This is a genomic window from Saccharothrix carnea (genome assembly GCF_003014735.1).
Classification (GTDB): domain Bacteria; phylum Actinomycetota; class Actinomycetes; order Mycobacteriales; family Pseudonocardiaceae; genus Actinosynnema; species Actinosynnema carneum.
Map to the genome: position 1 here is coordinate 196,209 of NZ_PYAX01000004.1, position 23,590 is coordinate 219,798.

Sequence of the window (23,590 nt, forward strand, 5' to 3'; positions counted from 1 at the left end):
TGTGAGCCGTGCGGAGGACGTGCGGCTGCTCACGGGGCGGGCGGTGTTCATCGACGACCTGCGGCCGCCCGGTGTGCTGGAGGCGGCGATCCTGCGCAGCCCGCACCCGCATGCCCGGATCGTGCGCCTCGACACGACCGCGGCCGCCGCGCACCCCGGTGTGTTCGCCGTCGTCACGGGTGCGGACGTGAAGTCGCTGGTGCGGCGGCCGCAGCCGTTGATCTGGCGGCTGGCGCCCGGCGGTCCCGAGACGGTCGCGTACCCGCTCGCGGTCGACAAGGTGCTCTACACCGGGCACGGTCTGGCGGCCGTCGCCGCGGTCGACCGGGCCACGGCCGAGGACGCGCTGGAGCTGATCGACGTCGAGTACGAGCCGTTGCCGGCCGTCACGACGCTGGAGCAGGCGCTGGCGCCGGACGCGCCCCGGCTGCACGAGGACTGGCCGGACAACGTGGCGGGCCGCGCCGTGGTGGCGCAAGGCGACGTGGAGGCGGCGTTCGCGGGGGCCGACGTGGTGCTGCGGGAGACGTTCCGCTTCGCCCGGCAGTGGGGCGCGTCCCTGGAGACGCGGGGCGTCGTCGCGACGTGGGACCCGTTCACCTCGCACCTGGACGCGTGGGTCAACACCCAGAGCCCGCACCTGATCCGCGAGCTGTTCGCCGAGGTCCTCGGCTTGTCGGTGGACAAGGTGCGGGTGCGCGTGCCCGACATCGGCGGCGGCTTCGGCAGCAAGTCGGGCTTCTACGGCGACCAGGTGGTGGCCGCGGTCCTGTCCCGCGTGTCCGGGCGGCCGGTGAAGTTCCTCGAGGACCGGCGGGAGAGCTTCGTCGCCACCGTGCACGCGCGGGAGCAGCGCATCGACGTCGAGGTGGCGGCGCGGACAGACGGCACGATCACCGGCCTGCGCGGCACCGTGCACGGCGTGCTCGGCGCCAACTTCAGCACCGTGGGCCTCAGCCCGTGCTGGACGACCGCCGCCATCATGACCGGGCCGTACGCCATCCCGGCGGTCGAGCTGGACGTCGTCGGCGTCGTCACGAACAAGCCGCCCTACGGCGCGTACCGGGGGTACGGGCTGCCCAAGGCGAACTTCGTGCACGAGCACGTGGTGGAGGCGCTGGCCCGGCACCTCGGCCTCGACCCGCACGAGGTGCGGCGGCGCAACTTCGTGACCGAGTTCCCCTACCAGAGCCCGGTGTTCGTCTACGACAGCGGCCGGTACGCCGAGTGCCTGGACCTGTGCCGCGACGCCGTGCGCCGTGCCGGGTGGGCCGACCGGGTGGCCCGTGCGCGTGCCGAGGGCGCGCACATGGGCATCGGATACGCCTTCCACAACGAGGTGTCCGCGTTCGCGCCGTCCCGGATCGTCAACATGTCGGGGCTGGACCACTCCGGGTTCGACGAGGCCGCGGTGCGCATCGACTCGAGCGGGCGCGTGACCGTCCACACCGGACAGACGTCGATGGGTCAGGGCATCCACACGGCGCTGGCGCAGGTCGCGGCGCACGCGCTGGACGTGCCGCTGGACCACGTCACGGTGGTCTCCGGTGACACCGACTCCGCCCCGTACACCGGGTACGGCACCGCGGCCAGCCGTGCCGCCGCGGTCGGTGGCGCGGCCGTGCTCAACGCCGCCACCCGACTGCGGGCCAAGGTGCTGCGCATCGCCGCCCACGTCTTCGAGGCCTCGCCGGACGACCTGGAGATCAGCGACGGCGTGGTGTCGGTCAAGGGCGTGCCGGGGCGCAGCGTGACCTTGGCGGCCATCGGTGACGCGGCCTACCGGCGACCGCACGGCGTGCTGCCCGACGACGAGGAGCCGACGCTGCACGAGCGCGAGGTGTACGACCCCGTCAACGTCGCCACGGCGTTCGGCTGCACGGCCGTGCTCGCCTCCGTCGACGTGGAGACCGGTGCCGTGGAACTCCTCGGCTACCTCATCGCCCACGACTGCGGCACGATGATCAACCCGATGATCGTGGAGGGGCAGCTCCAGGGCGGCGCGGCGCAGGCCATCGGCGGCGCGCTGTACGAGCGGCTGGCCTACGACGCGTCGGGGGAAGCGCTGACCCGGTCGTTCGCCGAGTACCTGCTGCCGACTGCCGGCGTGGTGCCGCCGTTCGGCATCAACCACATGGAGACGCCCGCCGACCACATCCCCGGCGGCTTCAAGGGAGCCGGGGAGGCCGGGGTGATCGGTGGCGGTGCGGCGATCGCGCACGCCGTGGAGGACGCGCTGGCGGAGTTCGGCGTGCGGATCACGTCGCTGCCGATCACACCGCCGGACCTGCTGGCCGCGATCCGGGCGGGGGCCGAGCGGTGAAGGCGGCGCGGTTCGACTACGTCCGGGCGACCACGGTGGACGTGGCGGTGGACGCGCTCGCGCGGGGCGCCGTCGCGTTGGCGGGCGGCCAGAGCCTCGTCCCGCTGCTGAACGCGCGGTCGCGGCGGCCGGAGGTCGTGGTCGACGTGTCCCGGTTGCCGTTGACCGGCGTCGAGCAGGACGGTTCGACGCTCGTGCTCGGGGCACTGACCCGGCTGCGCGCCGCCGAGACGTCCCCGGTCGTGCGGCGGGCCGTGCCGCTGCTGGCCGAGGCCCTGACGCACGTCGGTCACGTGTCCGTGCGCAACCGCGGCACCGTGGGCGGCAGCGTCGCGCACGCCGACCCGGCGGCGGAGCTGCCCGCGGTCTTCCTGGCGCTGGACGCGGTCTTCACGGCCCGGGGTCCCGGTGGTACGAGGGAGGTCGACGCCCGCGACTTCTTCCTCGGCCCGTACCGCACGGCGTTGGCCCCGGACGAACTGCTCACCGACATCCGCGTCCCACTGCCACCGCCGACTGCCCGGCACGGCCTCGCCGAACTGAGCCGCCGCCCCAACGACCTGGCGATCACGGCGGTCTTCACCTCGGTCACGCTCACCGACCGCGTCGTCACCGAGGCCCGCATCGCCGTGGCCGGTGCGGCGCCCACTCCTATCCGTGCTCACGCGGCGGAAGAGCTGCTGCGGGGCCAAGCCCTCACCCCGGAGGTGTTGGCCGGGGTCGCGGACGCGGCGGCGGACGCGACCGATCCCGTCGACGACGTGCACGCCCCGGCCGCGTACCGCCGCGACATGACGGCCGTGCTCACCCGCAGGGCGCTGCGGCAGGCGGTGGGCGGGTGAAGATCACCGTCACGGTCAACGGCCAGACCAGCACCGCCGACTGCGAACCCCGCCGCACGCTCGCCGACTTCCTGCGCCACGACCTGGGCCTCACCGGTGTGCACGTCGGCTGCGAGCATGGCGCGTGCGGCTCGTGCACGGTCCTGCTGGACGGCGCGACGGCCCGCTCGTGCTGCGTCCTGGCGGTTCAGGCGGACGGCAGCGAGATCACCACGGTCGAAGGCCTGGCGACCACGTCCCTGTCCCCGCTGCAGGAGTCGTTCCGCCGCCACCACGCGCTGCAGTGCGGCTTCTGCACACCGGGAATGCTGGCCGTGGCGACGGAACTGCTGCGCGACAACCCCTCCCCCACCGAGGCCGAGATCCGCACCGCGATCTCCGGCAACCTCTGCCGCTGCACGGGCTACCACAACATCGTCACCGCCATCGCCGCCGCCCGCGACCAGGGCGACTCGCCGAACGCCGACACCCCACCGCAGCCACCCGAAGCCTGACCACGGCCTCCCGCCCCGGCTGGTTCGACACCGACCGCGGAGGTCTACCACGCGTGGACCTCTACCCCGGCTCCCGTCACATCAGCCCGGCTTCAACCCGACGAATCGTCGCGTGCCGGCCGGAGTTGACCGGGCAGGTGGGGCAGACCCGGGTCACCAGCGGTAGTCGAGGAACTTGCCGTCGAAGGTGACCACCACTCGGTCGCCGTCCGGGTCCGGGCGGCGCGCGATGTCGACCTTGAAGTTGATCGCGCTCATGATGCCGTCGCCGAACTCCTCGTGGATCAGCTCCTTCAGCGCCGGCCCGTAGACCGACAGCGCCTCGACGAAGCGGTAGATCGTCGGGTCGTTCATGGCGGCCGGGTCCGTGCCGCGGGACGGCTGGCACCGCAGGCTCTCCGCGACCGCGTCGTCCAGGTCGAGAAGAGCGCAGACCGTAGTGGCCTGTTCCGGCGTCATCGGGTGCTGCCCGAGCAGGGCGGCGGTGACCCACACGACCGGGGCGCCGAGCTCGTCGGCGATCCGCGCCCAGGTCAGGCCCTTGCGCACCCGGGCGGCGACCACCAGGTCGGCGGCCTCGGACTTGCTCATGATCGGGGTCATGACGATCACTCCCAGCTCGCGGCGTGCGCACAGACTTCCGCAGGTTCGTTGCGGCGGTGTAAACGATCACGCCAAAATCACCGACCTCCGGAGTGAGACTGTCGTGATCCGGCGGTCACACGGAGGACACGTCCGGTGCTCAAACTCCATCACCATTCCCACCGAAGGAGCGACGTTCCATGACCTACGTCAACCCGGCGGAGTTGGTCCGGAAGATGATCGACGCCGGTGAGGCCAAGGCGTTCATGTCCACCCGCGACACCGTCATCCGGGCGTTCATGGCCGGTGCGATCCTCGCGCTCGCCGCCGCGTTCGCGGTCACGGTCACCGTGCAGACCGGCAACGCGCTCGTCGGGGCGCTGCTCTTCCCGGTCGGGTTCTGCCTGCTCTACCTGCTGGGCTTCGACCTGCTCACCGGCGTCTTCACGCTCGTACCGCTCGCGTGGATCGACAAGCGGCCCGGTGTCCGGCTGCGCACGGTGCTGCGCAACTGGTCGCTGGTGTTCGTCGGCAACTTCGCCGGTGCGCTCGTCGTCGCGCTCATGATGGGAGTGATCGTCACCTTCGGGTTCTCGGTGGAGCCGAACGAGGTCGGGCAGCGGCTCGGTGAGATCGGGGAGAGCAGGACCGTCGGCTACGCGGAGCACGGCGCGGCCGGGATGCTGACGCTGTTCATCCGCGGAGTGCTGTGCAACTGGATGGTGTCCACCGGCGTCGTCGCCGCGATGATCTCGACTTCGGTGTCCGGCAAGGTGATCGCGATGTGGATGCCGATCCTCGTCTTCTTCTACATGGGTTTCGAGCACTCGATCGTCAACATGTTCCTGTTCCCGTCCGGCCTGCTGCTCGGCGGCGACTTCTCGCTCGGCGACTACCTCTTCTGGAACGAGATCCCCACCGTGATCGGGAACCTGGTCGGCGGTCTGTCGTTCGTGGGGCTGACGATGTACGCGACCCACGCCCGCCCCGGCCCGTCCCGCAGGAACGGGCTGTCCGCGGACGTGGAGGTGCCGGTCAAGACGACGGTCAGGTAGTGACGGCCCAGAGGCGTTGCCACGTCGCTCGTGGACGTGCTGCCACGCACCTGGAGCCGGTCTGGCGCCCGCGCCCGAGAAGTTGGCGCTGAGGCCGATCAGTTCCCGGATCGCTCGGGAGCCCCGGCGTCGTCGATCAGGGCGGCCAGTTCCGCGCGGTTGGAGATGCCGAGTTTCGTGCTGACGCGGTAGAGGTGGTTCTCGACCGTGCGGACGGACACGAACAGCCGCTGGGCGATGTCGGCGTTGGACAGGCCGCCCGCGACGAGGGTGAGGATCTCGTGCTGCCGGCGGGTGAGCTCCGGCGGCGCGGTGAGGGCCGCCAGCGCGGGAGTCCGGGCGTCTTCGCAGGCTTGCGCGAGCTTGCGGGCACGAGCCGTCGCGGTCTGGGCGGACCCGTGGCGGTGGTGCCGGTAGTGGGCGCCAGCCGCCTGTGCCGCGGCGTCCACGGCCACGAGCAGTGCGCCCAGCTGTTCCAGCCGCACCGAGACGGCCTGCAAGCCCGGACCGTCGTCGGCGGCCAGGGCACGGGCGTGCGCGGCCGCGATCCGGGCGCCGGGCCCGTCGACCTCGGTGGCGAGCCGGGCCAGCCGGTCGGCCACCGTGCGGTCGCCGAAGCGGACCGCGGTGTGCAGCGCGAGGACCTCCACCGTCGACTGGCCCTGCGACGCGGCGACCTCGGCCGCCTGACGGGCCACCGCGGCGGCTTCGCTCACCCCGCCCTCCGCCGCGACCACCCAGGATCGCGCCAGCAGCACGTCCGGGGCCAGGTAGACGCAGGTGGGGTGGTGCTCGGCCGTCATCTCCAGCAGGGCACGGCGGGCCGGAGCCGGCTCACCGCGCATCCCGAGGGCGGTGGTGAGGCCCACCAGCGCGATGAACGACCAGCCGTTGGCGTCCGCCTCGCGGTGCGCCGCGACGGCCTGGCGGTACCGGCGCGCCGCGGTCTCGACCTGGCCGCGGACGGTCGCCGACTCCGCGGCCATGAAACTGGTGAAGGCGTCGACCGGACGTCCCAGCGACTCGGTGCACGGCCCGCGGAACCGCTGCGCGATCCGGTCCGCCTGGTCCGGCAGGCCGGCCAGGAGCAGCCCCCGCGTCGCGAACACCACCACGAGTGCCCGCTCGTGCAGCCCCACTCCCGGCGCTCCGACGTCGGTCCGCCGCAAGGCCGCCTCGATGTCGTCGAGGCGACCGAGTCCTCCGCTCGCCATCGCCAGTCCCCAGCTCGCCCACGGCACCGCGGCGGCGGGGCAGCGCGGGTGGGAGAGCACCTCGGCACTCGCTTCGGCGGCCCGCGCCGTGCGTCCCAGGTGGGCGTCCAGCACCGAGCGGACCCCGGCCAGCACGAGGTCGGCGGACTCGTCGCTCGTCGTGCGCGCCGCGGCGGCGAGCTCGGCCTCGGCCTCCGCCGGTCGGCCGGCCCAGGCCAGGACCTTCGCCCGGGCCATCGCGGCCTGGGCGTGCTGGAGGTCGGTTCGGGCCAGGGCGCGCAGCGCGGCCCACTCGCCACCGGCCTCGATCATGCGGCCGGTCCAGCCGAGGGCGTTGCCCAGCAGCAGCCGCGGCTCGAACCCGCCACCGGCGGACACCGCGGCCCTGGCGAGCCGGGTGGCCAGCGCGAGGTCACCCACTTCGACGGCCCGGCGGGCGGCGTCGGTGAGCAGCGCGACCTCGGGTTGCGCACCGGAGTCCAGCAGCAGGACCGCGCGGCGCAGCGCGTCGTCGGCCCGGCGCCCGCCCGTGGCGCTCAGCGCGGCCGCGATCCGCCGGCGCAGCCGCTGGGCGTACAGCGCGCCGGCCCGCCGCCGCTGCACCTCGCCGAACATCGGGTCGGTCAGGCGGGCCTGCCAGCGCCGCCCCTGCGGGAAGACCTCGATGAGGCCCCTGGCCTCGACCTCCTCCATCGCGCAGGCGCCGGTCAGCTCCGCCAGCAGCGGCACCTCCAGCGGACCGCCGAACGCGAGCACGTCGAGCACGTCGAGCTGGCGCTGCGGCAGCTCACCGATCCGGGTGGACACCAGGTCGAGCAACGCCGGGGACAAACCCGGCCGCCCCGACCACCGCCACACCCCGACTGACTCGCGCAGCCGGTCCGCAGCCAGCTCGTGGTCGACCAGCTGCCGCAGGTACAGGGCGTTGCCCCGGGTGATGGACCACAGCCGCTGCGTCGCGGCGTCGTCCACCGGGCCACCCAGCCTGGTCTCCACCAGGGCCGCGATCTGCCGGCAGGACAGCGGTTCGAGTTCCAGCCGCGGCAGGTGCCCGTCCTTCCACAACGCCGTCACCGCGTCCGGCACCGGCTCGCCCGTCCGCAGCGTGAGCAGCACGCTCGCCGCCTTGCGCAGCACGAGCTGGTGGACCAGCACCGCGGACAGCTCGTCGAGCAGGTGCGCGTCGTCCACCACGACGACCACCCCGGCCGGGCGGGTGTCCGCCAGCAGCTCCTCGACGGCCCGGGGCACCGCCCTGATCGGATCCGGTTCGGCGAGTCTCAGGGTCGCCGCGAAGGCACCCAGCGGCACCGTCCGCGCCGAAGCCGTGCCCGCCACCCACCGGACCAGCGCGCCCCGCCGCTCGGCCGCCGTCAGCGCTTCCTGGGCCAGGCGGGTCTTTCCCACCCCCGCCGCGCCGGTCAGCACCATTCCGGCTGGCCCGTCCGGGCGACGCCGGATCGAGGCGGAAATCAGGTTCAGCTCCTCGGTCCGGCCGACCAGGGGCCAGCTCCAGGCGGACGTGGACGGTTCCTGGTGCACCGGGGTCATGCCGTTCATCCGGGTTCTCCCCCACCGATGACATCACAGCTAGTCAGAGGGGCGAAACCGGGTGGAGATACCCGCGGCCGGACTCATTTTTCCCGGCGAACGCATTTCCGGGAGTGAGTAGCCGACTACTCACGACACAACACCGGGGCGCCGCGACAGTGGGAATCCGAACATCCAGCCAACACGGCAACGCCCGGAGGTACACACCCGATGGATCCCATTCTCTACTGGAACGAGGTCGCCGCCGAGGCCGACCGGGTCACCCACACGACGCTCCCGGCGAGCGAACTCGGCGTCCGCGGCGGTCCCGGTGGGGCACGCGGCAACGCGATCGTGCACCTGGCCATGCACGACGCCTACTTCGGCATCGACACCGGCCAGTACGAGCCCTACCTGGGTGACGACCTGCCCGAGGTCTCCCCCGACGCCGACGCCGCCGCGGCGGTCGCCAGTGCCGCCCACGCCACGCTGAGCGCGCTCTACCCGACGCAGAAGGCGTTCTTCGACGCCCGGCACGCCGCGGCCGGCCTGACCGCCGGCAAGGGTGACGTGGCAGGTCACGACTTCGGCCGGAAGGTCGCGGCCAAGATCCTCGCGCTCCGCCAGGACGACCCCGGCTTCGGCGACAGCGGGCACAGCTCCTCGGTCGCTCCGGGGCACCACCGGCAGGACCCGGACAACCCCGGTCAGGGCTTCTACGGCCCGTTCTACGGCGCCCGGTCCGCCTGCTTCGCGGCCACCACCCGCCACCACCTCGACGCGCCACCGCAGCCGGGCAGCGCCGAGTACGAGCAGGCCGTCGAGCAGGTGCGCGCTAAGGGCGTCGCACCGCACCTCATGGGCACCTTCCCGGCCGACCTGGTGTCCGCGCGTACGCCCAACGAGACCGCGATCGGGCTGTTCTGGGGCTACGAGGCGGCCAAGGGCATCGGCACGCCGACGCGGCTGTACAACCAGATCATCCGCAAGGTCGCGGTCGCCCAGGGCAACGACACCGCGCAGAACGCCCGGCTGTTCGCCCTGGTCAACGCGGCCATCGCCGACTCGACCATCCTGGCGTGGGCCGACAAGTACGAGTACGACCTGTGGCGCCCGGTGCTCGGGATCCGGGAGCACGACTCGTCCTCCGGCCCGGCCGGGGTGGGCGACGCCGCGCTGGACTCGGACGCCGACCCGTTCTGGCTCCCGCTCGGCGCACAGGCGACCAACGTGACCGGCGGGCGGAACTTCACGCCGAGCTTCCCGGCGTACCCGTCCGGCCACGCGTCGGAGGGCGGGGCGGCCTTCCAGATGGTCCGGCACTTCTACGGCCAGACGCAGAACGGGCCCGACAACCTGGCGGACAACCTCGAGTTCGTCTCCGACGAGCTGGACGGGATCAGCACCGACACCACCGGGACCGTCCGGACGCGCGTCGTGCGCACGTTCCCCGGCGGGATGTGGCAGATGATGATCGAACAGGGCTTCAGCCGGGTCTACCTCGGGGTGCACTGGGTGTTCGACGCCTTCGCCGTGGACGAGGCCGGCGACGTGGACCTCTCGCGCAACATCGGCGGCGTCAGGCTCGGCATGGACATCGCCGACGACCTCGCCGCCAACGGGCTCAAGGCGGCCAACGCCGCCGGACCGGCCGTGTGACCGAGCGTCGCGGCGAGGGCTCCCGGCGGCGCCCTGACCGGGCCTGCCCCGTCGAACCGCACGGGGCGGGCCCGGACGGCCGGCAGCCGCACGAGGAGACGTACCGCACGGTTCGTCGAATTCATCCTTCCCGGTTCTTCGCGACGGGCTCGCCGGCTGCCGGGCGATTCGGCAGACGCATTTCGACCAGACGATCGGACGACGAAAGGAACGGTGATCCCGGTGCCGGGTAGCGACTCCGCCGCGGCGGACGTGTACGACGTGGCCATCCTCGGCAGTGGCATGGCCGGCGGGATGCTGGGCGCGGTGCTGGCCCGCAACGGGGTGAGGGTGCTGATCATCGACGCCGGCACCCACCCGCGGTTCGCGGTCGGCGAGTCCACCATCCCCTACACCTCGGGGATGATGCGGTTGATCGCCGACCGCTACGGGGTGCCCGAGCTGAAGGCGCTGTCGAACCACGACGGGACCGTCCGGGTCTCGCCCTTCTGCGGGCAGAAGCAGAACTTCGGCTTCGTCTACCACCGGGAGGGCGAGCCGCAGGACCCCCGGCAGGTCAACCAGCTCGTGGTCCCCGTGGCCTTCCGCACCGAGTCACACCTGTTCCGCCAGGACGTCGACGCCTACCTGTTCCACGTCGCGGTGAAGTACGGCGCCGAAGCCCGCCTGGCGACCCGGATCACCGACGTCGACGTCGATCCCGCCGAGGGGGTCGTGCTGCGCTCGGACCGGGGCGAGGAGTTCCGCGCCTCCTACGTGGTGGACGGCAGCGGCCACCGGTCGCCGCTGGCCGGGAAGTTCGGGCTGCGGGAGACGCCGACGCGGGCGAGGACGCACTCGCGGTGCCTGTTCACGCACATGGTCGGGGTGCGCCCGTTCGACGAGTCGCCCACCGCCGCGAACCACGAGCAGCCCAACCCGTGGCACCACGGCACGCTGCACCACGTCTTCGACGGTGGATGGCTCTGGGTGATCCCGTTCGACAACCACCCCGGCGCGGTCAACCCCTTGTGCAGCGTGGGTCTGACCCTGGACCCGCGCAAGTACCCGAAGGGCTCGCTGCCGCCCGAACGCGAGTTCGCGGGCTTCCTCGCCCGCTTCCCGGAGATCGCCTGGCAGTTCGAGGGGGCGCGCGCGGTGCGGCCGTGGGTGTCCACCGGCCGGTTGCAGTACTCGACGAGCAAGGTCGTCGGCGATCGGTACTGCCTCACCTCGCACGCCGCAGGGTTCATCGACGCGCTCTACTCGCGCGGGCTGGCGAACACGCTCGCGGTCGTCAACGCCCTCGGCAGGCGGCTGATCGACGCGTCGCGGGACGGCGACTGGTCGACCGAGCGGTTCGCCTACGTGGAGGACCTGCAGCAGGGCCTGTTCGACTTCCACGACGACCTGGTCTACAGCTCGTTCGTCGGGTTCGGCGACTACGAGCTGTGGAACGCCGTCAACCGCACCTGGATGCTCGGCACGATGAGCGGCAACATGATGCTGGAAGACGCTCACCACCGGTTCCGGCACAGCGGCGACGACAGCGTCTTCGCCGAGGTCGAGCGCTACGGCAACCCGGGATCGCCGTTGCCGATCAGCGAGAACTTCGTCCGGCTGGGCACCCGGACCCGGGAACTCTGCGAGTCCGTCGAACGCGGCGCGCTGGCGCCGTCGGCCGCGGCCGCGGAGATCCTCGACGCCGTCCGGAAAGCGGACTTCTTCCCGCACGCGGACCAGTTCGGCCTGCCGGAGAACGGCTGCTACCACATGACCCCGGACCGGGTCGAGGGAGCGAAGCTGTGGGCACGCGCGAGCGCGCCGGCGGACATCGGGCCGCGCATGCTCAACGCGCTGGACAACATGGCCGTCGCCAAGGCGGAGGAAGGGTCGTGAGCCGCCGGCCCGCAGGGGCGGAAACCCCGTCACCGCAACACCACGACGTCGACGTGCGGCGACTGATGGTCGGGTTCCCCACGGGTGTCTCGGTCGTCACGGCGCAGGCCCGGGACGGCAGGCCCTGGGGGATGACGTGCACGTCGCTGTGCAGCGTCGCCCCCGACCCGCCGTCGCTGCTCGTGTGCCTGCGCCGCGGCAGCCCCACCCTGGACGCCGTCCTGGGCAGCTCGGCCCTGGCGGTGAACCTGCTGCACCGCGACGCCCGGTCGACCGCCGAGTTGTTCGCCTCCGGGGCACCGGACCGGTTCGAGCGGGTCCCCTGGCTCGCCTCGGACGGCGGCCCGCACCTGACCGACGCGGCGCACACCATCGCGGACTGCGCGGTGAGCGCCGGGCACGCGGTCGGCGACCACGTCGTCGTCCTGGCCGAGATCGTCAGGATCACCAGCCTCCGCACGCCCGCGCCTTTGCTGTACGGCATGCGCCGGTACGGGGCCTGGGCCGAGGACGCCGACGCCGCTGCCCTCTCCTCCGACTTCACCTCGTGACAGCACCAAGGAGCCAAGGTCCATGAAGGCAGCAGCCCCGGGGACGAACCCCGAGCTGGAAGCAGTGACCCCGCCGCGGCGGGGGACGGCCGAGCGCGGGCGCAACGCCGTCGCCGTCGTCGCGCTGTCGGCCGTGATCGCGGTCGGCATGATCCACGCCGTCCCCACCTTCGGGCAGTTGCGGCGCCTGGGTGACGGCGGCTGGGCGCTCGTCGCGCGGTTCCTGCTCGCGGTCGCGCTGATCATCGCGGTGGGGCGCCTCGGCGGCTGGGTCGCGGCCCGGTGCCGCCAGCCGCGGGTCGTCGGCGAGATGGCGGCCGGGATCGCGCTGGGGCCGACCTTGCTGGGCCAGTTCGCGCCGGCGGTCCAGCACGCCCTGTTCCCCGCCGACCTGGTGCCGGAGCTCGGCTTGGTCGCGCAGCTGGCGATCATCTACTTCGTCTTCCTCCTCGGCACCGATCTCCCGCTGGACCTGCTGCGCGGGTCGGGTGGCCGGGTGGCCGCGCTGGGAGCGGGCATGGTGGCCGTACCGCTCGGCTGCGGGCTCCTGCTCGCGGCCGGCCTGGCCGCGGACTACCGGCCGGCCGGCGTCGGATCGGTGCCGTTCCTGCTGTTCGTCGGCACCGCGATGAGCATCACCGCGTTCCCCGTCCTGGTCCGGATCCTGGCCGAGCACGACCTGATCCGGACCCGGATCGGCACGCTCGGGCTGGCCACCGCCGGCGCGGGGGACGCCCTCTCGTGGTTCCTGCTGGTCATGGTCGTCGCGCTGGCACACGGCGACTCGGCCGCCGCGGTTCTCCCGACAGCGGGGTGGCTGGTCCTGTTCACCGCGGTGACGCTGATCGTCGTCCGCCCCGCGCTGCGCCGGTTCCTGGCCGCCGCCGAGCACACCGCCGGTGGTCGGCGGATCGCGATCGCGGTGCTGGTGCTGTGCGCGCTGTCGGGCGCCGCCGTCACCGACTGGATCGGCGTCCACGCGATCTTCGGGGCGTTGCTGGTCGGCGCGGTCGTACCTCGCGAGAACAGCGTGGTGCGCGGTCTCGGGCGCACCGTGGGCCGCGGGGTCACGCTCGTCCTGCCGCTGTTCTTCGCGGTGATCGGGTTCAGCATGGACATCGGGCTCCTGGGCGACGTGCGGGACCTCCTGCTCTGCGGGCTCATGGTCCTGGTCGCCGTCGTGAGCAAGGTGGGCACGACGACGCTCGTCGGCCGGCTGACCAAGCTGACGTGGCGGGAGTCGCTCGGGCTCGGCGTCATGGTCAACTGCCGGGGCCTGACCGAGCTCGTGGTGGTCTCCACGGGACTGTCCCTCGGCATCATCGGACCGGACCTGTTCGTCATGTTCGTGGTGATGACGCTGGTGACGACGGCCATGACCGGCCCGCTGCTCGGGTGGCTCCGACTCGGCGCGACCCCGGCGGACGCCCTCTCGGCTGAGCGCTCGGGCACCACGCACGCAACCACCGGAGAACCAGGGAGGACCCGAGGTGTCGAAGATCCGTTCTGAACTCGTCGTCGCGATCGTCGGCATGGGGCCTCGCGGCCTGTCCGTGCTCGAACGCCTGCTGGTGCGGCTCGCGGAACGGCGCGGCCCGGCGGTGTCGATCTGGGTCTTCGACCCCGCGGAGCACGGTGCGGGCCGCATCTGGCGCACGGACCAGCCCGACTGGTTCCTGATGAACACCCCCGCCGGCGAGGTGAGCATGTACTCGGGTGATCGCGACGAGGGACCACCGAGAGCGGGTGCCGGGCCCTCGCTGCACGAGTGGCTCGCGGCGGGCAACGCCGGTCCGCGGTGGGCGGCGCTCGGGCCGAGCGGTTACGCCCCGAGAGCGTGCTACGGCCGGTACCTGCGCGACGTGTTCGACAACCTCGTCGCGCACAAGCCGGACAACGTCACCGTCCACGCGGTGCGGTCACCGGTCGAGCGGGTCCAACGGCACGAAGGACGGCTGTGCCTGACGACCCGTTCGGGCCGCAGCGTCGTCGCCGACAAGCTCGTGCTCACCACCGGCCACCAGGTCACCGCGCCCAGGCCGTGGGAGCGGGAACTGCTCGACCACGCCGACAGCCGGCCGGGCGTGCGGTACGTCCGCGGCGATTCGGCCGCCGACCTGGACCTCGACCCGGTGGGTGCGGGCGAACCGGTCGGCGTCCTGGGGCTGGGGCTCACCTTCCTGGACGTCGTCGTGGCGCTGACGGTCGGCCGCGGGGGCGAGTTCGAGCCCGGCCCCGCGGGCGGGCTGCGCTACCGGCCCAGCGGCCGGGAGCCGCGCGTCTTCGCCGGTTCCCGCAGCGGCCTGCCGATGCTCGCCCGCGGGGTGAACCAGAAGGCGCCGAAGTACCGGTACGAAGCCAAGTTCCTGACCCGCGGCGCACTCGCCGAAGCCCGGCACCGGGCCCGCCGCGAAACCGGGTCCGCCCAGCTCGACTTCCGCCGTGACGTGCTGCCGCTGCTGCGGCTGGAGGTCGAGCACGTCTACTACACCACCCTGATCCGCGACCGCTCCGGCGACGAGGCCGCCCGCCGGTTCGCCCGCCTCCACCTGGCCGTCGCCGGCGGCAAGGCGGCCTACCTCGTCGACAAGGCGCTGGTCGAGTTCGGCGTCGCGCACGCGGCCCCGATCGACCTGGAGCGGATCGCCCGGCCCTTCGCCGGTCGGCGGTACGCGGCTCCGGCCGAGTTCCACCGGGACGTGCTCGACCTGCTCGGGCAGGACCTGGCGGAAGCACTGCGGGGCAACGTGCACGGGCCGGTCAAGGCCGCGCTGGACATCCTCCGCGACCTCCGCGGCGCGGTTCGCGCGGCGGTGGACCACGGTGGCCTGCGGCCGCGGTCGCACCGCGACGACTTCGTCGGCTGGTTCACCCCGCTCAACGCGATGCTCTCCGCCGGTCCCCCGGCGATCAGGCTCGCGCAGGTCCGCGCGCTCATCGAGGCGGGCGTGCTGCACCTGGTCGGACCGGCCCTGCGGGTCGGCCTCGCGCCGGACGGCTTCCTGCTGGACTCGGCCCAGGTCGCCGGAGCCGGTCAGGTGGTCGGCACGCTGATCGACGCCCGCATCCCCCGGCCCTCGGTGCGGCAGGACGCGTCACCGCTGACCCGGCAGCTGCTCGCCGACGGTCTGATCTCCGAGTACGTCAACGCCAGTTCGTGCGCGGACGGCGTCTTCGCCACCGGAGCGGTGGCCACCACCCGGGCGCCGTTCCACGCGGTCGGCGCGGACGGGCGGGCGAACCCGGACCTGTACGTCCTCGGCATCCCCACCGAGAACCTGCGGTGGTTCACGCAGATCGGCAACGGACGCCCCGGACCGCCGAGCGCGTTCCACGCCGACGCGGACGCCGTCGCCGGTGACGTCCTGGACGGCCGGGCCACCGGGGTCGGGCCACCCGCGGCGAACGGGTCCGCCCACGCCGGGAAGATCCGGGTCGACCGGACGCTGACGTGCGCGGCGGGGGCCGACCGTGGCCGCCGGTGACACCGAGCGGTTCCGCGCCGCCCGGGACCTGCTGCTGGAGCTGCGCGAGGACCACGACGCCGCGTACGCCCGGTTCCGGTGGCCGCGGTTCGAGACGTTCAACTGGGCCCTCGACTGGTTCGACCCCATCGCCCGGGACAGCACCCGCGAGGCGTTGCGCATCGTGGACGGCGACTCGGTGGCGTCGTCGACCTACGCGGAGCTGTCCGCGCGGTCCGGCCAGGCGGCCAACTGGCTGCGCGGCCGCGGGGTGGCGCGCGGCACCCGCGTCCTCGTGATGCTGGACAACCGGCTCGCCACGTGGGAGGTCCTGCTGGCGGCGATGAAGCTCGGCGCGGTGGTCATCCCCACCTACACGACGATCTCCGCCACCGACCTGGCCGATCGCCTCGACCGGGGCGGTGTCACGCACGTCATCACCGAGGGCGTGCTCGCCGACCGGTTCACCGGGATCGCCGGCGACCTGACCCGGATCGGCGTCGGCGAACCCGTCCCCGGCTGGGCTCCCTACAGCGACGCCTACGCCGAGCCGGCCGACTTCACCCCGCGGGGCGCCACTCGCGCGGACGACCCGCTCTTCCTGTACTTCACCTCGGGAACGACGTCACGGCCGAAGTTGGCACTGCACACGCACACCAGCTACCCGGTCGGTCACCTGTCCGGCATGTACTGGACCGGTGTGCGGCCCGGTGACCGGCACCTGAACATCTCCGCGCCCGGCTGGGCCAAGCACGCGTGGAGCAGCTTCTTCGCGCCGTTCAACGCGGAGGCGACCCTGCTGACGGTCAAGACCGGGACCGCGCCGGCGCCGACCGTGCTCGACGTCCTCACCACCCAGCGGGCCACCACCTTCTGCGCACCGCCGACCGTGTGGCGGATGCTGCTCCAAGAGGACCTCGGACGCCGTCCGGTCGCGCTGCGCGAAGCCGGCAGCGTCGGTGAACCGCTCAACCCCGAGGTGGTCGACCGGGTCCGGCGGGCGTGGGGGCTCACCGTCCGGGACGGCTACGGCCAGAGCGAGACGACCGCGCAGATCGGGAACACCCCGGGCCTCGCCGTCCGGCCCGGTTCGATGGGCAAGCCGTTGCCCGGCTACCGGATCGTGCTGCTGGACCCGCTCACCGGCGAGCCCGGTGACGAGGGCGAGATCTGCGTCGACCTCGCCGACCGGCCGGTCGGGGTGATGCCCGGCTACCTCGACGCCCCGGAGAAGAACGCGCAGACGTTCGCGGGCGGTCACTACCACACGGGCGACATCGGCCGGCGGGACGTCGACGGCTACTTCACCTACGTCGGGCGTGCCGACGACGTGTTCAAGTCCTACGACTACCGGGTCTCCCCGTTCGAGCTGGAGAGCGTGCTGCTGCGGCACGACGACGTCGCCGAGGTGGCGGTGGTCCCCGCGCCCGATCCGATCGGCCTGGTGGTCCCGAAGGCCTTCGTCACGCTGGCCGAGGGACGCCCGTCGTCGGTGGCGGTGGCGCGGTCGATCCTGCGGTACGCGCGGGAGCACCTGGCCCCGCACCAGTGGATCCGCCGGTTGGAGTTCGGCGCCCTGCCGAAAACGATGTCCGGCAAGATCCGCCGGACAGAACTCCGGGCCGCGGAAGAACGAAATGGCGGCGCAGGCCGCGGTTCCCGTGAATACCTTCTCGACGACCTGCTCGACCCGACCTCGCCCCCACACCACCCGTGACGGTTTTCGATACATCGGCGACAAATTCACCCGGCCTCGATTCGTCCGGCATGTCATTTCACGAATGGGTGCACGCCTGCCGACCGGGCCCGGAACCGGCTACGCTTCGAAGTGCTCTTAACGGGGGAACGGAACCCGATCGGCGACCACTCGCCATCGGGGCTGTCTGGTAAGGAGCACTCTGATGCGTGCTGCCGTCATCACCGCGTCCTCGGCTCCGCTCGAACTGCGGGAGATGCCGATCCCGGAACCCGGCGCGCACCAGGTCCTGGTTCGCATGGAGGCTTGCGGTATCTGCCACGTCGACGTCGAAATCGCCTGCGGCGACTGGCCCGCCCAACCGGCGCTGCCGCTGATCTCGGGCCATGAAGGTGTCGGCATCGTCGAACAGGTCGGCGAGGGTGTGGCCGCGAGCCGGCTCGGCAGGCGGGTGGCCCTGCCGTGGCTCTGCCGGGCCTGCGGGGAGTGCGGGTTCTGCCTGTCGGGCTGGATGGTGCTGTGCGAGTCGCAGCGGAACACCGGCCACCGGATCGGCGGCGGCCACGCCGAGTACGCGGTCGCGGACGCGCGTCACGCCGTCCCCGTGCCCGATGGTGTCCCTCCGCTCGAAGCGGCTCCGCTGACCTGTGCCGGGGTCACCGGCTACAAAGCCGTGCGGGCCGGTCGGGTCGGTCCAGCCGATCGGGTCGCCGTGTTCGGCGTGGGCGGGCCCGGTCACCTGGCGATCCAGTACGCGCGGCACGCGGGCGGCTTCGTCACCGCAGTCGACGTCGAAGCGGGCATGCTGGACCTCGCCCGGGAACTGGGCGCGGAGCAGGTGATCGACGCGCGCACCCGCGACCCGGCCGCGGTGATCCAGGCGCAGGGTGGCGCCGACGTCGCGATCGCGCTGACGGCGGTGCCGAGCGCTCACGAACACGCGCTCCGCTCCCTCCGGCACGGTGGCCGGCTGGTGTGCGCCCGCCCACCGGGAGGCGCGATCCCGGATCCGGTCTTTGAGGCGGTGACCCGGGGAATCACGATGGTCGGCTCGGTCGTCGGCACCCGCGAGGACCTCGTGGAGGTGTTCGCCCTGCACGCCGCGGGCCACACGGTGGTGACCGTCGAACCCCGCAAGTTGGAGGAGATCAACGAGGCCTTCGCCGACATCCTGGCCGATGGCGCACGAGCCCACCTGGCGATCGAGTACTGAGCAGGGCGCTCGCGTGCCGACTTCGCGCGTTTCCGGTACAGCGAGTCCTTCGGTGACTACACTAAGTGATCTTCAACCGACACGGCGGAGTGAACGACCCGGGTTCCTACCTTCGGACGGCGGTGATCATGGGCAACGGATACAACGTCGACGTGGAGCAGTTGCGCACCCACGCGCGCAACTTGGAGGCGATCAAGGACCGGTTCGGCGCGGTGAAGGCCGCCAGCGCCCACATCGCGCAGGACGACCAGGCGTACGGCCTCCTCTGCGGGTGGATCTCCGGCATCCTCGAGGGCCGGCACGCCGCCCAGGACGACCTGCTGGCGTTCGCCGAGAACAACCTCGCCCTGATAGCGACGGAACTGCGGGCCACCGCGGACGAGTACAGCGCCACCGAGGACGGGAACGCCGCCCTGGTCCGCTCGGCCGGCGGCGACCTCGGGGAGGCGCGGTGAACGACAGGTCGCTGGTCGCCCCCGTCCAGTCCTCGCGGGAGGCGTGGACCGGCTCCGGCCTGGCCGACAGCGTCGAGGGCCTGGTCGACGCGATCAAGAGCGAGGGTTGGGTCGACGACGCGTTGGCCGGCGCGGGCCTGGGCGTCGAGGTCGCGGCGACCGTGATGGACCCCGTCAGCGCGTTGCTGGCCAACGGGTTGGGCTGGGCCATGGAGTACTTCGAGCCGCTGCGGCAGGTGCTCGACGAGCTGACCGGCAAGCCCGACGTCGTCCGATCGCACGCGGCGACCTGGAACAACATGGCGACCGAGCTGCACGACATGGCCACCGCCCTCCGGCAGCACGTCCAGGACGACCTGCCCGACTGGCACGGCGAGGCCGCGGACGCCTACCAGAACCTGATGGCCAACAACGTGGAGGCCATCGGTGGCCTGGCCGCCATCTCGGCCGCCATCGCGTCGGCCACCGAGGGCGCGGGCGGGCTCGTGGAGCTGACCCGCGAGATCGTCCGCGACCTGATCGCGGACCTCGTCGCCCGGGTGATCGTGTGGGCGGTCGAGGCGATCTTCGTGGTGACGATCCCGGTGATCGCCGCGCAGATCGCCGCGGCGGTCGTGAAGTGGGCCGGGCGCATCCTCACCTACACCATGGCCCTGATCACCAGCCTGACCAACCTGACCAAGCTGCTGAACGGATAGGGCGACGGCGATGGTGACCCTCCTCGCGCTGCTCGCGATCGCCGTCGCGTTCGCCCTGCACAGGCGGACCCCGGACGGACCCGACCACACCACCGGCGGACCGTCCGGCCGGGACCGGTCGGCCGGCGGCACCCCGGTCCCCCCGGTCGAGGCCGTGGCGCCGGCGCAGGTCATCGCCAGGGACAAGCTGGTGGCCGGCGAGCCGGCGGCGGCCAGGGACTCCCGCGGCCAACCCGTCCCGCCCGGCGTGCAGCGACTGCCCAGCGGCAGACGACCGGCCAACTCCAAGTACGCGGGCCGCAAGTTCGACGGGGACACGTGGACGCCGGAACTGGCCGCGAAGTACCCGGACGGGGTGGTGTTCACCAACGACGGCTTCCCCGACTTCTCGCCGTACGCCACGCACACGGTCACCATCGACCCCCACTTCCAAGGTGACCGCACGGACTTCACCCAGGCCAACCGATTAGCCGGGCTGCGGGGCACCCCGGAGGGCTACATCTGGCACCATCACCAGGACACCCGGACCATGCAACTCGTGCCGCAGGACCTCCACGAAGGCGTTCGTCACGCCGGCGGCGTCGCGATCATGAAGGGCAGAAAGTAGGACCATGACCGTCGGGTACCGCCGCCAGGAGCCCTCACCGCCGCCGGGGCGGATCGCCGAACTGGAACGCCGGATCGGGCGCCCGCTCCCCGCCGCCTACCGCGACTACCTCGCCGGCACCGACGGCGGCCGGCTCGAGGACAACCACGAGGCCGTGCAGACGATCTTCGGCATCGGCGAGGTCCCGGACTGGGCGAACCTGTGGCGGAAGCTGGACGTCTACCGCGGCCGGGTGCCCGAGTGGCTGCTGCCGGTGGCCAACGACGAGTACGGGAACCTGTTCTGCGTCTCCCTGCGCGACAGCGACATGGGGGCGGTGTGGTTCTGGGACCACGAAGAAGAAGCCGACGAAGGCGAGCCTCCGGCCGAGGACAACCTGACGTTCAAAGCCGAGACGTGGCCCGGTTTCCTGGCTTCACTGCGAGCAGTCCGGTAGTCGGCGTGGCTCAGGCGTCGGCTTGACCGGCGCCGGTGGGCTTGTCGAGGTCGTCGAGTTGCCGCTGGACGCGTTCGGCGTCGGTGTCGCGGCCCTGCTGCCGGTACAGGTCCAGCGCTTCCCGCCAGACCGCGCGGGCCTGTGCGTGGTCGCCGAGAGCGGCGTGGGGGTGGCCGAGTGCGTCGAGGCTGTCCACGACCTCGTAGGTGTGGCCGAAGGTGCGGCGGAGGCTGAGGGCCTGGTTGTAGTGGCGGATGGCCTGGTGGTGGTGGCCGGTGCGGTGGTCGATGAAGCCGAGGCTGTCCAGGCTGTACGCCTCGCCGTGGGTGTGCCGGTGGCGTCGGTGCAGGATGAGGGCGGCCTGGCAGTGGTCGCGTGCGGTGTCGTAGTCACCCAGGCGGGCGGAGTACCAGCCGACCGTGTTGAGCGCGTCGGCTTCCCAGGCCGGCTGGTCGAGGCCGCGACAGTCGTCCAGGGCTTGGCGGGCGTGGTTCAGAGCCTGCCGGTCGTCCCCCCGCTGTCCCCACGCCCGCGCGAGGGCGTGGTGGGTGAGAGCCCGCTGGCTGGAGTCGTGGTGGTGTTCCGCCAGGACGAGGGCCTGGCGCAGGTGCCCGATCGCCTCGTCGTGCTGACCCAGGCCGATGTAGGTGCGGCCGAGGAACCGGTGGGCGCGGATGCGGGCGGCGGGATCAGGCAGGTGGGCGGCGGCGTCCAACCCGGCCTGCCACACGGCCAGGTCGTCGTGGCGGTGCCCTCGCGTCTGGTGGAAGGCACCCAGCAACCACGCGAAGTGCCAGACGGGCTGGTGGCGGCAGTGGGCGGCGGCCGTGTGCTGGGCGGCCAGCAGGTGGGCGTGATGGGTGTCCATCCAGGCCAGCGCGGTCGCGTGGTCGGGCAGGGGGTGGGGGTGTGCGCCGACAGCCGGTGGGTCGAGCTGGATCGTCCCGCGGTGCGGGTACAGGTGGTGGTCGGCGGTGTGGGCGGTGTGCAGGTAGAAGTCCACCACCCGGTCCAACGCCGCCCGCCGCACCGGTTGCGGGAGGTCGTCGTGGGCCGTGGTGGTGGCGTAGGCGCGGATCAGGTCGTGCATCGAGTAGCGGTCGTGCGGGTGTCGCTCCAGCAGGGAGTGCTCCTCCAGTGCGCGCAGGACCTTGCGCGTCCGGGCTACGGGTAGGCCGGTGAGGGAGGCGGCGGCGGGTAAGTCGATGTCGGGGCCGGGGGCGATGCCCAGCAGGGCGAAGGCGGTGCGTTGTTCGTCGGTCAGGCCGCGCAAGGACCACGACAGCACGGCGGGCAGGCTCACGGCCGGGTCGTCGTTGTCGAACATGTCCACGCCCAGCTCGCGCAGTTCGGCGGCGAACTCCGCCAGCGGGACGTGCGGGCGGGTGGAGACGTAGCGGGACATGATCGACAACGCCAGCGGGTAGCGGCCGCACAGGTCGACCAGTTCCCTGGCGGCGACGGGCTCGGCGGCCACCCGCCGGTCTCCGATGCGTCGCGCCAGCAGTGTGTGCGCCTCGTCGTGGGTGAGGATGCCCAGTTGCAGGTGACGGGCGCCGTGGCGGTCGATCAGCAACGCCAACGTCGTGCGGCCGGTGATCAGGACCGTGCCCGTGGACGTGCCGGGCAGCAGGGGCGCGACCTGGTCGGCGGTGGCGGCGTTGTCCAGCACCACGAGCATCCGTTTGCCCGCGACCAGGCTCCGGTACAGCGCCGCCTGCGCGTCCAGGTCGACCGGGATGCGGCCGGGATCGACCCCGAGGGCGTCGAGGAAACCGCGCACCGCCACCGCCGGGTTCATCGGCTCACCCTCGGGGCTGAAGCCGCGCAGGTCGACGAACAGTTGCCCGTCGGGGAAGCGGTCGGTGTGGCGGTGGGCCCAGTGGAGAGCAAGCCAAGTCTTGCCGATCCCGCCCGCGCCGGCGAGCGCCGAGATGACCACCGTGGCTGCCTGGCCCGAGGCGTCCAGCGCGGCGTCGAGCCCGTCGAGTTCTTCGTGGCGGCCGACGAACGGCGCCGGTGCCGCCGGTAGCTGGCGGGGTGGCGGCACCCGGCCGGTGGTCTGTTCCGGTGCGGGATCGGTGCCCGGGAGGGTGAGGGTGCGGTCCGCGGTGAGGATCCGCTGGTGCAACTGCTGCACGGCGGGGCCGGGGTCGGTGCCGAGTTCTTCCGCCAGCCGCTGCCGAACGTGCTGGTAGTGCTCCAGTGCTTCGGCCGGGCGGCCTGCGCGGTACAGCGCCAGCATCAGCTGCCCGGCCAGGCGTTCGTCCAACGGGTCCTCGGCGGCGCGCGTGGTCAGTTCGGGCAGCAGTTCGCCGTGCCGGCCGCACTCCAGTGCCCAGTCGATCCGGTCGGCACGGGCCGCGTCCCGTTCCCGGTACAGGTGTTCGCGCGCCGACTGCGCCCACGGGGTGTCCAGCTCGGCCAGCGGCTCACCCCGCCACAACCCCAGCGCCTCGTCGGTCAACGCCAGCGCACGGCGCGGGTCGTCGCTGCCGCGGGCCCGGGTGAGCAGGCGGCGGAACCGGTGCACGTCCACGCGGTCCGGGTCGACGGTCACCTGGTAGCCGGTGTCACGCCACGTGATCACGATCCCGGTCGAGGTCAGGGCCCGGCGCAGGTTGGCGAGGTAGGTCCGCAACACCGACCGCGCCCGCGCGGGCGGGTGCTCACCCCAGACCCGGTCGATGAGCCGGTCCACCGACACCACCCTGCCGACCTCGGTCAGCAGCGCCACCAGCACCGACTTCTGCCGGTTGTGCCCGATCGGCACCGGCACGTCGCCCACGCGGATCTCCAGGTTGCCCAGCACGCCGACCACGACACTCGCTGGCGCGACCCGCTCACTCTCCGCTGTCACTGCTCCTGTGTACCGAACGTGACCAGGCGATTC

General features: G+C 72.5%; 18 protein-coding genes. 15 read left to right on the forward strand and 3 right to left on the reverse strand.

What is annotated here, in order from left to right:
• Position 1 precedes the first annotated feature (1 nt).
• From B0I31_RS12675 to B0I31_RS12685, 3 genes are read left to right on the forward strand one after another with little or no spacing between them, the layout of a single operon-like run.
• Positions 2–2,323 carry a xanthine dehydrogenase family protein molybdopterin-binding subunit gene (locus tag B0I31_RS12675; protein ID WP_245949844.1) on the forward strand — a complete coding sequence of 774 codons (2,322 nt, stop codon included), beginning with the start codon at positions 2–4 and terminating at the stop codon, positions 2,321–2,323.
• Positions 2,320–3,165, forward strand: coding sequence for an FAD binding domain-containing protein (locus B0I31_RS12680; RefSeq protein WP_106615565.1), 846 nt, complete (start codon positions 2,320–2,322; stop codon positions 3,163–3,165). Before B0I31_RS12675 ends, B0I31_RS12680 begins: the two co-directional genes overlap by 4 nt.
• Positions 3,162–3,659, forward strand: coding sequence for a (2Fe-2S)-binding protein (locus tag B0I31_RS12685; RefSeq protein WP_106615566.1), 498 nt, complete (start codon positions 3,162–3,164; stop codon positions 3,657–3,659). Before B0I31_RS12680 ends, B0I31_RS12685 begins: the two co-directional genes overlap by 4 nt.
• A gap of 153 nt (positions 3,660–3,812) precedes the next feature.
• On the opposite strand, the gene cynS is transcribed toward B0I31_RS12685, so the two are convergent.
• A complete protein-coding gene (gene cynS / locus B0I31_RS12690) occupies positions 3,813–4,262 on the reverse strand; it encodes a cyanase (protein ID WP_106615911.1) in 450 nt (149 codons plus the stop codon).
• A gap of 179 nt (positions 4,263–4,441) precedes the next feature.
• Between cynS and B0I31_RS12695 the strand changes: the two genes are divergently transcribed.
• Positions 4,442–5,296 carry a formate/nitrite transporter family protein gene (locus tag B0I31_RS12695; protein WP_106615567.1) on the forward strand — a complete coding sequence of 285 codons (855 nt, stop codon included), beginning with the start codon at positions 4,442–4,444 and terminating at the stop codon, positions 5,294–5,296.
• 98 nt (positions 5,297–5,394) lie between these two features.
• Here B0I31_RS12695 and B0I31_RS12700 read toward each other — a convergent pair whose 3' ends face one another.
• On the reverse strand, positions 5,395–8,070 hold the full coding sequence (locus B0I31_RS12700; protein WP_245949845.1) for a helix-turn-helix transcriptional regulator: 2,676 nt from the start codon (positions 8,068–8,070) through the stop codon (positions 5,395–5,397).
• Positions 8,071–8,271: 201 nt separating this feature from the next.
• On the opposite strand from B0I31_RS12700, the gene B0I31_RS12705 reads away from it, so the two are divergent.
• From B0I31_RS12705 to B0I31_RS12755, 11 genes are all read left to right on the forward strand, one after another.
• The gene (locus tag B0I31_RS12705; protein ID WP_106615568.1) at positions 8,272–9,699 is read left to right on the forward strand and encodes a vanadium-dependent haloperoxidase; all 1,428 of its coding nucleotides are present in this window, start codon (positions 8,272–8,274) and stop codon (positions 9,697–9,699) included.
• 222 nt (positions 9,700–9,921) lie between these two features.
• A complete protein-coding gene (locus B0I31_RS12710; protein WP_106615913.1) occupies positions 9,922–11,577 on the forward strand; it encodes an NAD(P)/FAD-dependent oxidoreductase in 1,656 nt (551 codons plus the stop codon).
• Entirely contained in the window at positions 11,574–12,128 is a 555-nt protein-coding gene (locus B0I31_RS12715; RefSeq protein ID WP_245949846.1) for a flavin reductase family protein, read from the forward strand. The genes B0I31_RS12710 and B0I31_RS12715 overlap by 4 nt, the downstream gene beginning before the upstream one ends.
• 22 nt (positions 12,129–12,150) lie before the next feature.
• On the forward strand, positions 12,151–13,638 hold the full coding sequence (locus B0I31_RS12720) for a cation:proton antiporter (protein WP_106615570.1): 1,488 nt from the start codon (positions 12,151–12,153) through the stop codon (positions 13,636–13,638).
• Entirely contained in the window at positions 13,619–15,613 is a 1,995-nt protein-coding gene (locus tag B0I31_RS12725) for an FAD/NAD(P)-binding protein (protein WP_106615571.1), read from the forward strand. The genes B0I31_RS12720 and B0I31_RS12725 overlap by 20 nt, the downstream gene beginning before the upstream one ends.
• Positions 15,600–17,309, forward strand: a complete 1,710-nt coding sequence (locus tag B0I31_RS12730) for an AMP-binding protein (protein ID WP_106615572.1) — start codon at positions 15,600–15,602, stop codon at positions 17,307–17,309. The genes B0I31_RS12725 and B0I31_RS12730 overlap by 14 nt, the downstream gene beginning before the upstream one ends.
• 184 nt (positions 17,310–17,493) lie before the next feature.
• A complete protein-coding gene (locus tag B0I31_RS12735; protein WP_106615573.1) occupies positions 17,494–18,501 on the forward strand; it encodes an alcohol dehydrogenase catalytic domain-containing protein in 1,008 nt (335 codons plus the stop codon).
• Between the two features lie 128 nt (positions 18,502–18,629).
• Entirely contained in the window at positions 18,630–18,956 is a 327-nt protein-coding gene (locus tag B0I31_RS12740) for a type VII secretion target (RefSeq protein ID WP_106615914.1), read from the forward strand.
• Positions 18,953–19,654 carry a WXG100 family type VII secretion target gene (locus B0I31_RS12745; RefSeq protein ID WP_106615574.1) on the forward strand — a complete coding sequence of 234 codons (702 nt, stop codon included), beginning with the start codon at positions 18,953–18,955 and terminating at the stop codon, positions 19,652–19,654. The genes B0I31_RS12740 and B0I31_RS12745 overlap by 4 nt, the downstream gene beginning before the upstream one ends.
• 10 nt (positions 19,655–19,664) lie before the next feature.
• Positions 19,665–20,261 (forward strand): HNH endonuclease, encoded by a 597-nt coding sequence (locus tag B0I31_RS12750; RefSeq protein WP_106615575.1) that lies wholly within the window; start codon positions 19,665–19,667, stop codon positions 20,259–20,261.
• A 4-nt stretch (positions 20,262–20,265) separates the two neighbouring features.
• Complete coding sequence (locus B0I31_RS12755; RefSeq protein WP_106615576.1) at positions 20,266–20,697, forward strand: SMI1/KNR4 family protein; 432 nt, start codon at positions 20,266–20,268, stop codon at positions 20,695–20,697.
• A gap of 10 nt (positions 20,698–20,707) precedes the next feature.
• Here B0I31_RS12755 and B0I31_RS12760 read toward each other — a convergent pair whose 3' ends face one another.
• Positions 20,708–23,557 carry an AfsR/SARP family transcriptional regulator gene (locus B0I31_RS12760; protein WP_245949847.1) on the reverse strand — a complete coding sequence of 950 codons (2,850 nt, stop codon included), beginning with the start codon at positions 23,555–23,557 and terminating at the stop codon, positions 20,708–20,710.
• Between the last annotated feature and the right edge of the window lie 33 nt (positions 23,558–23,590).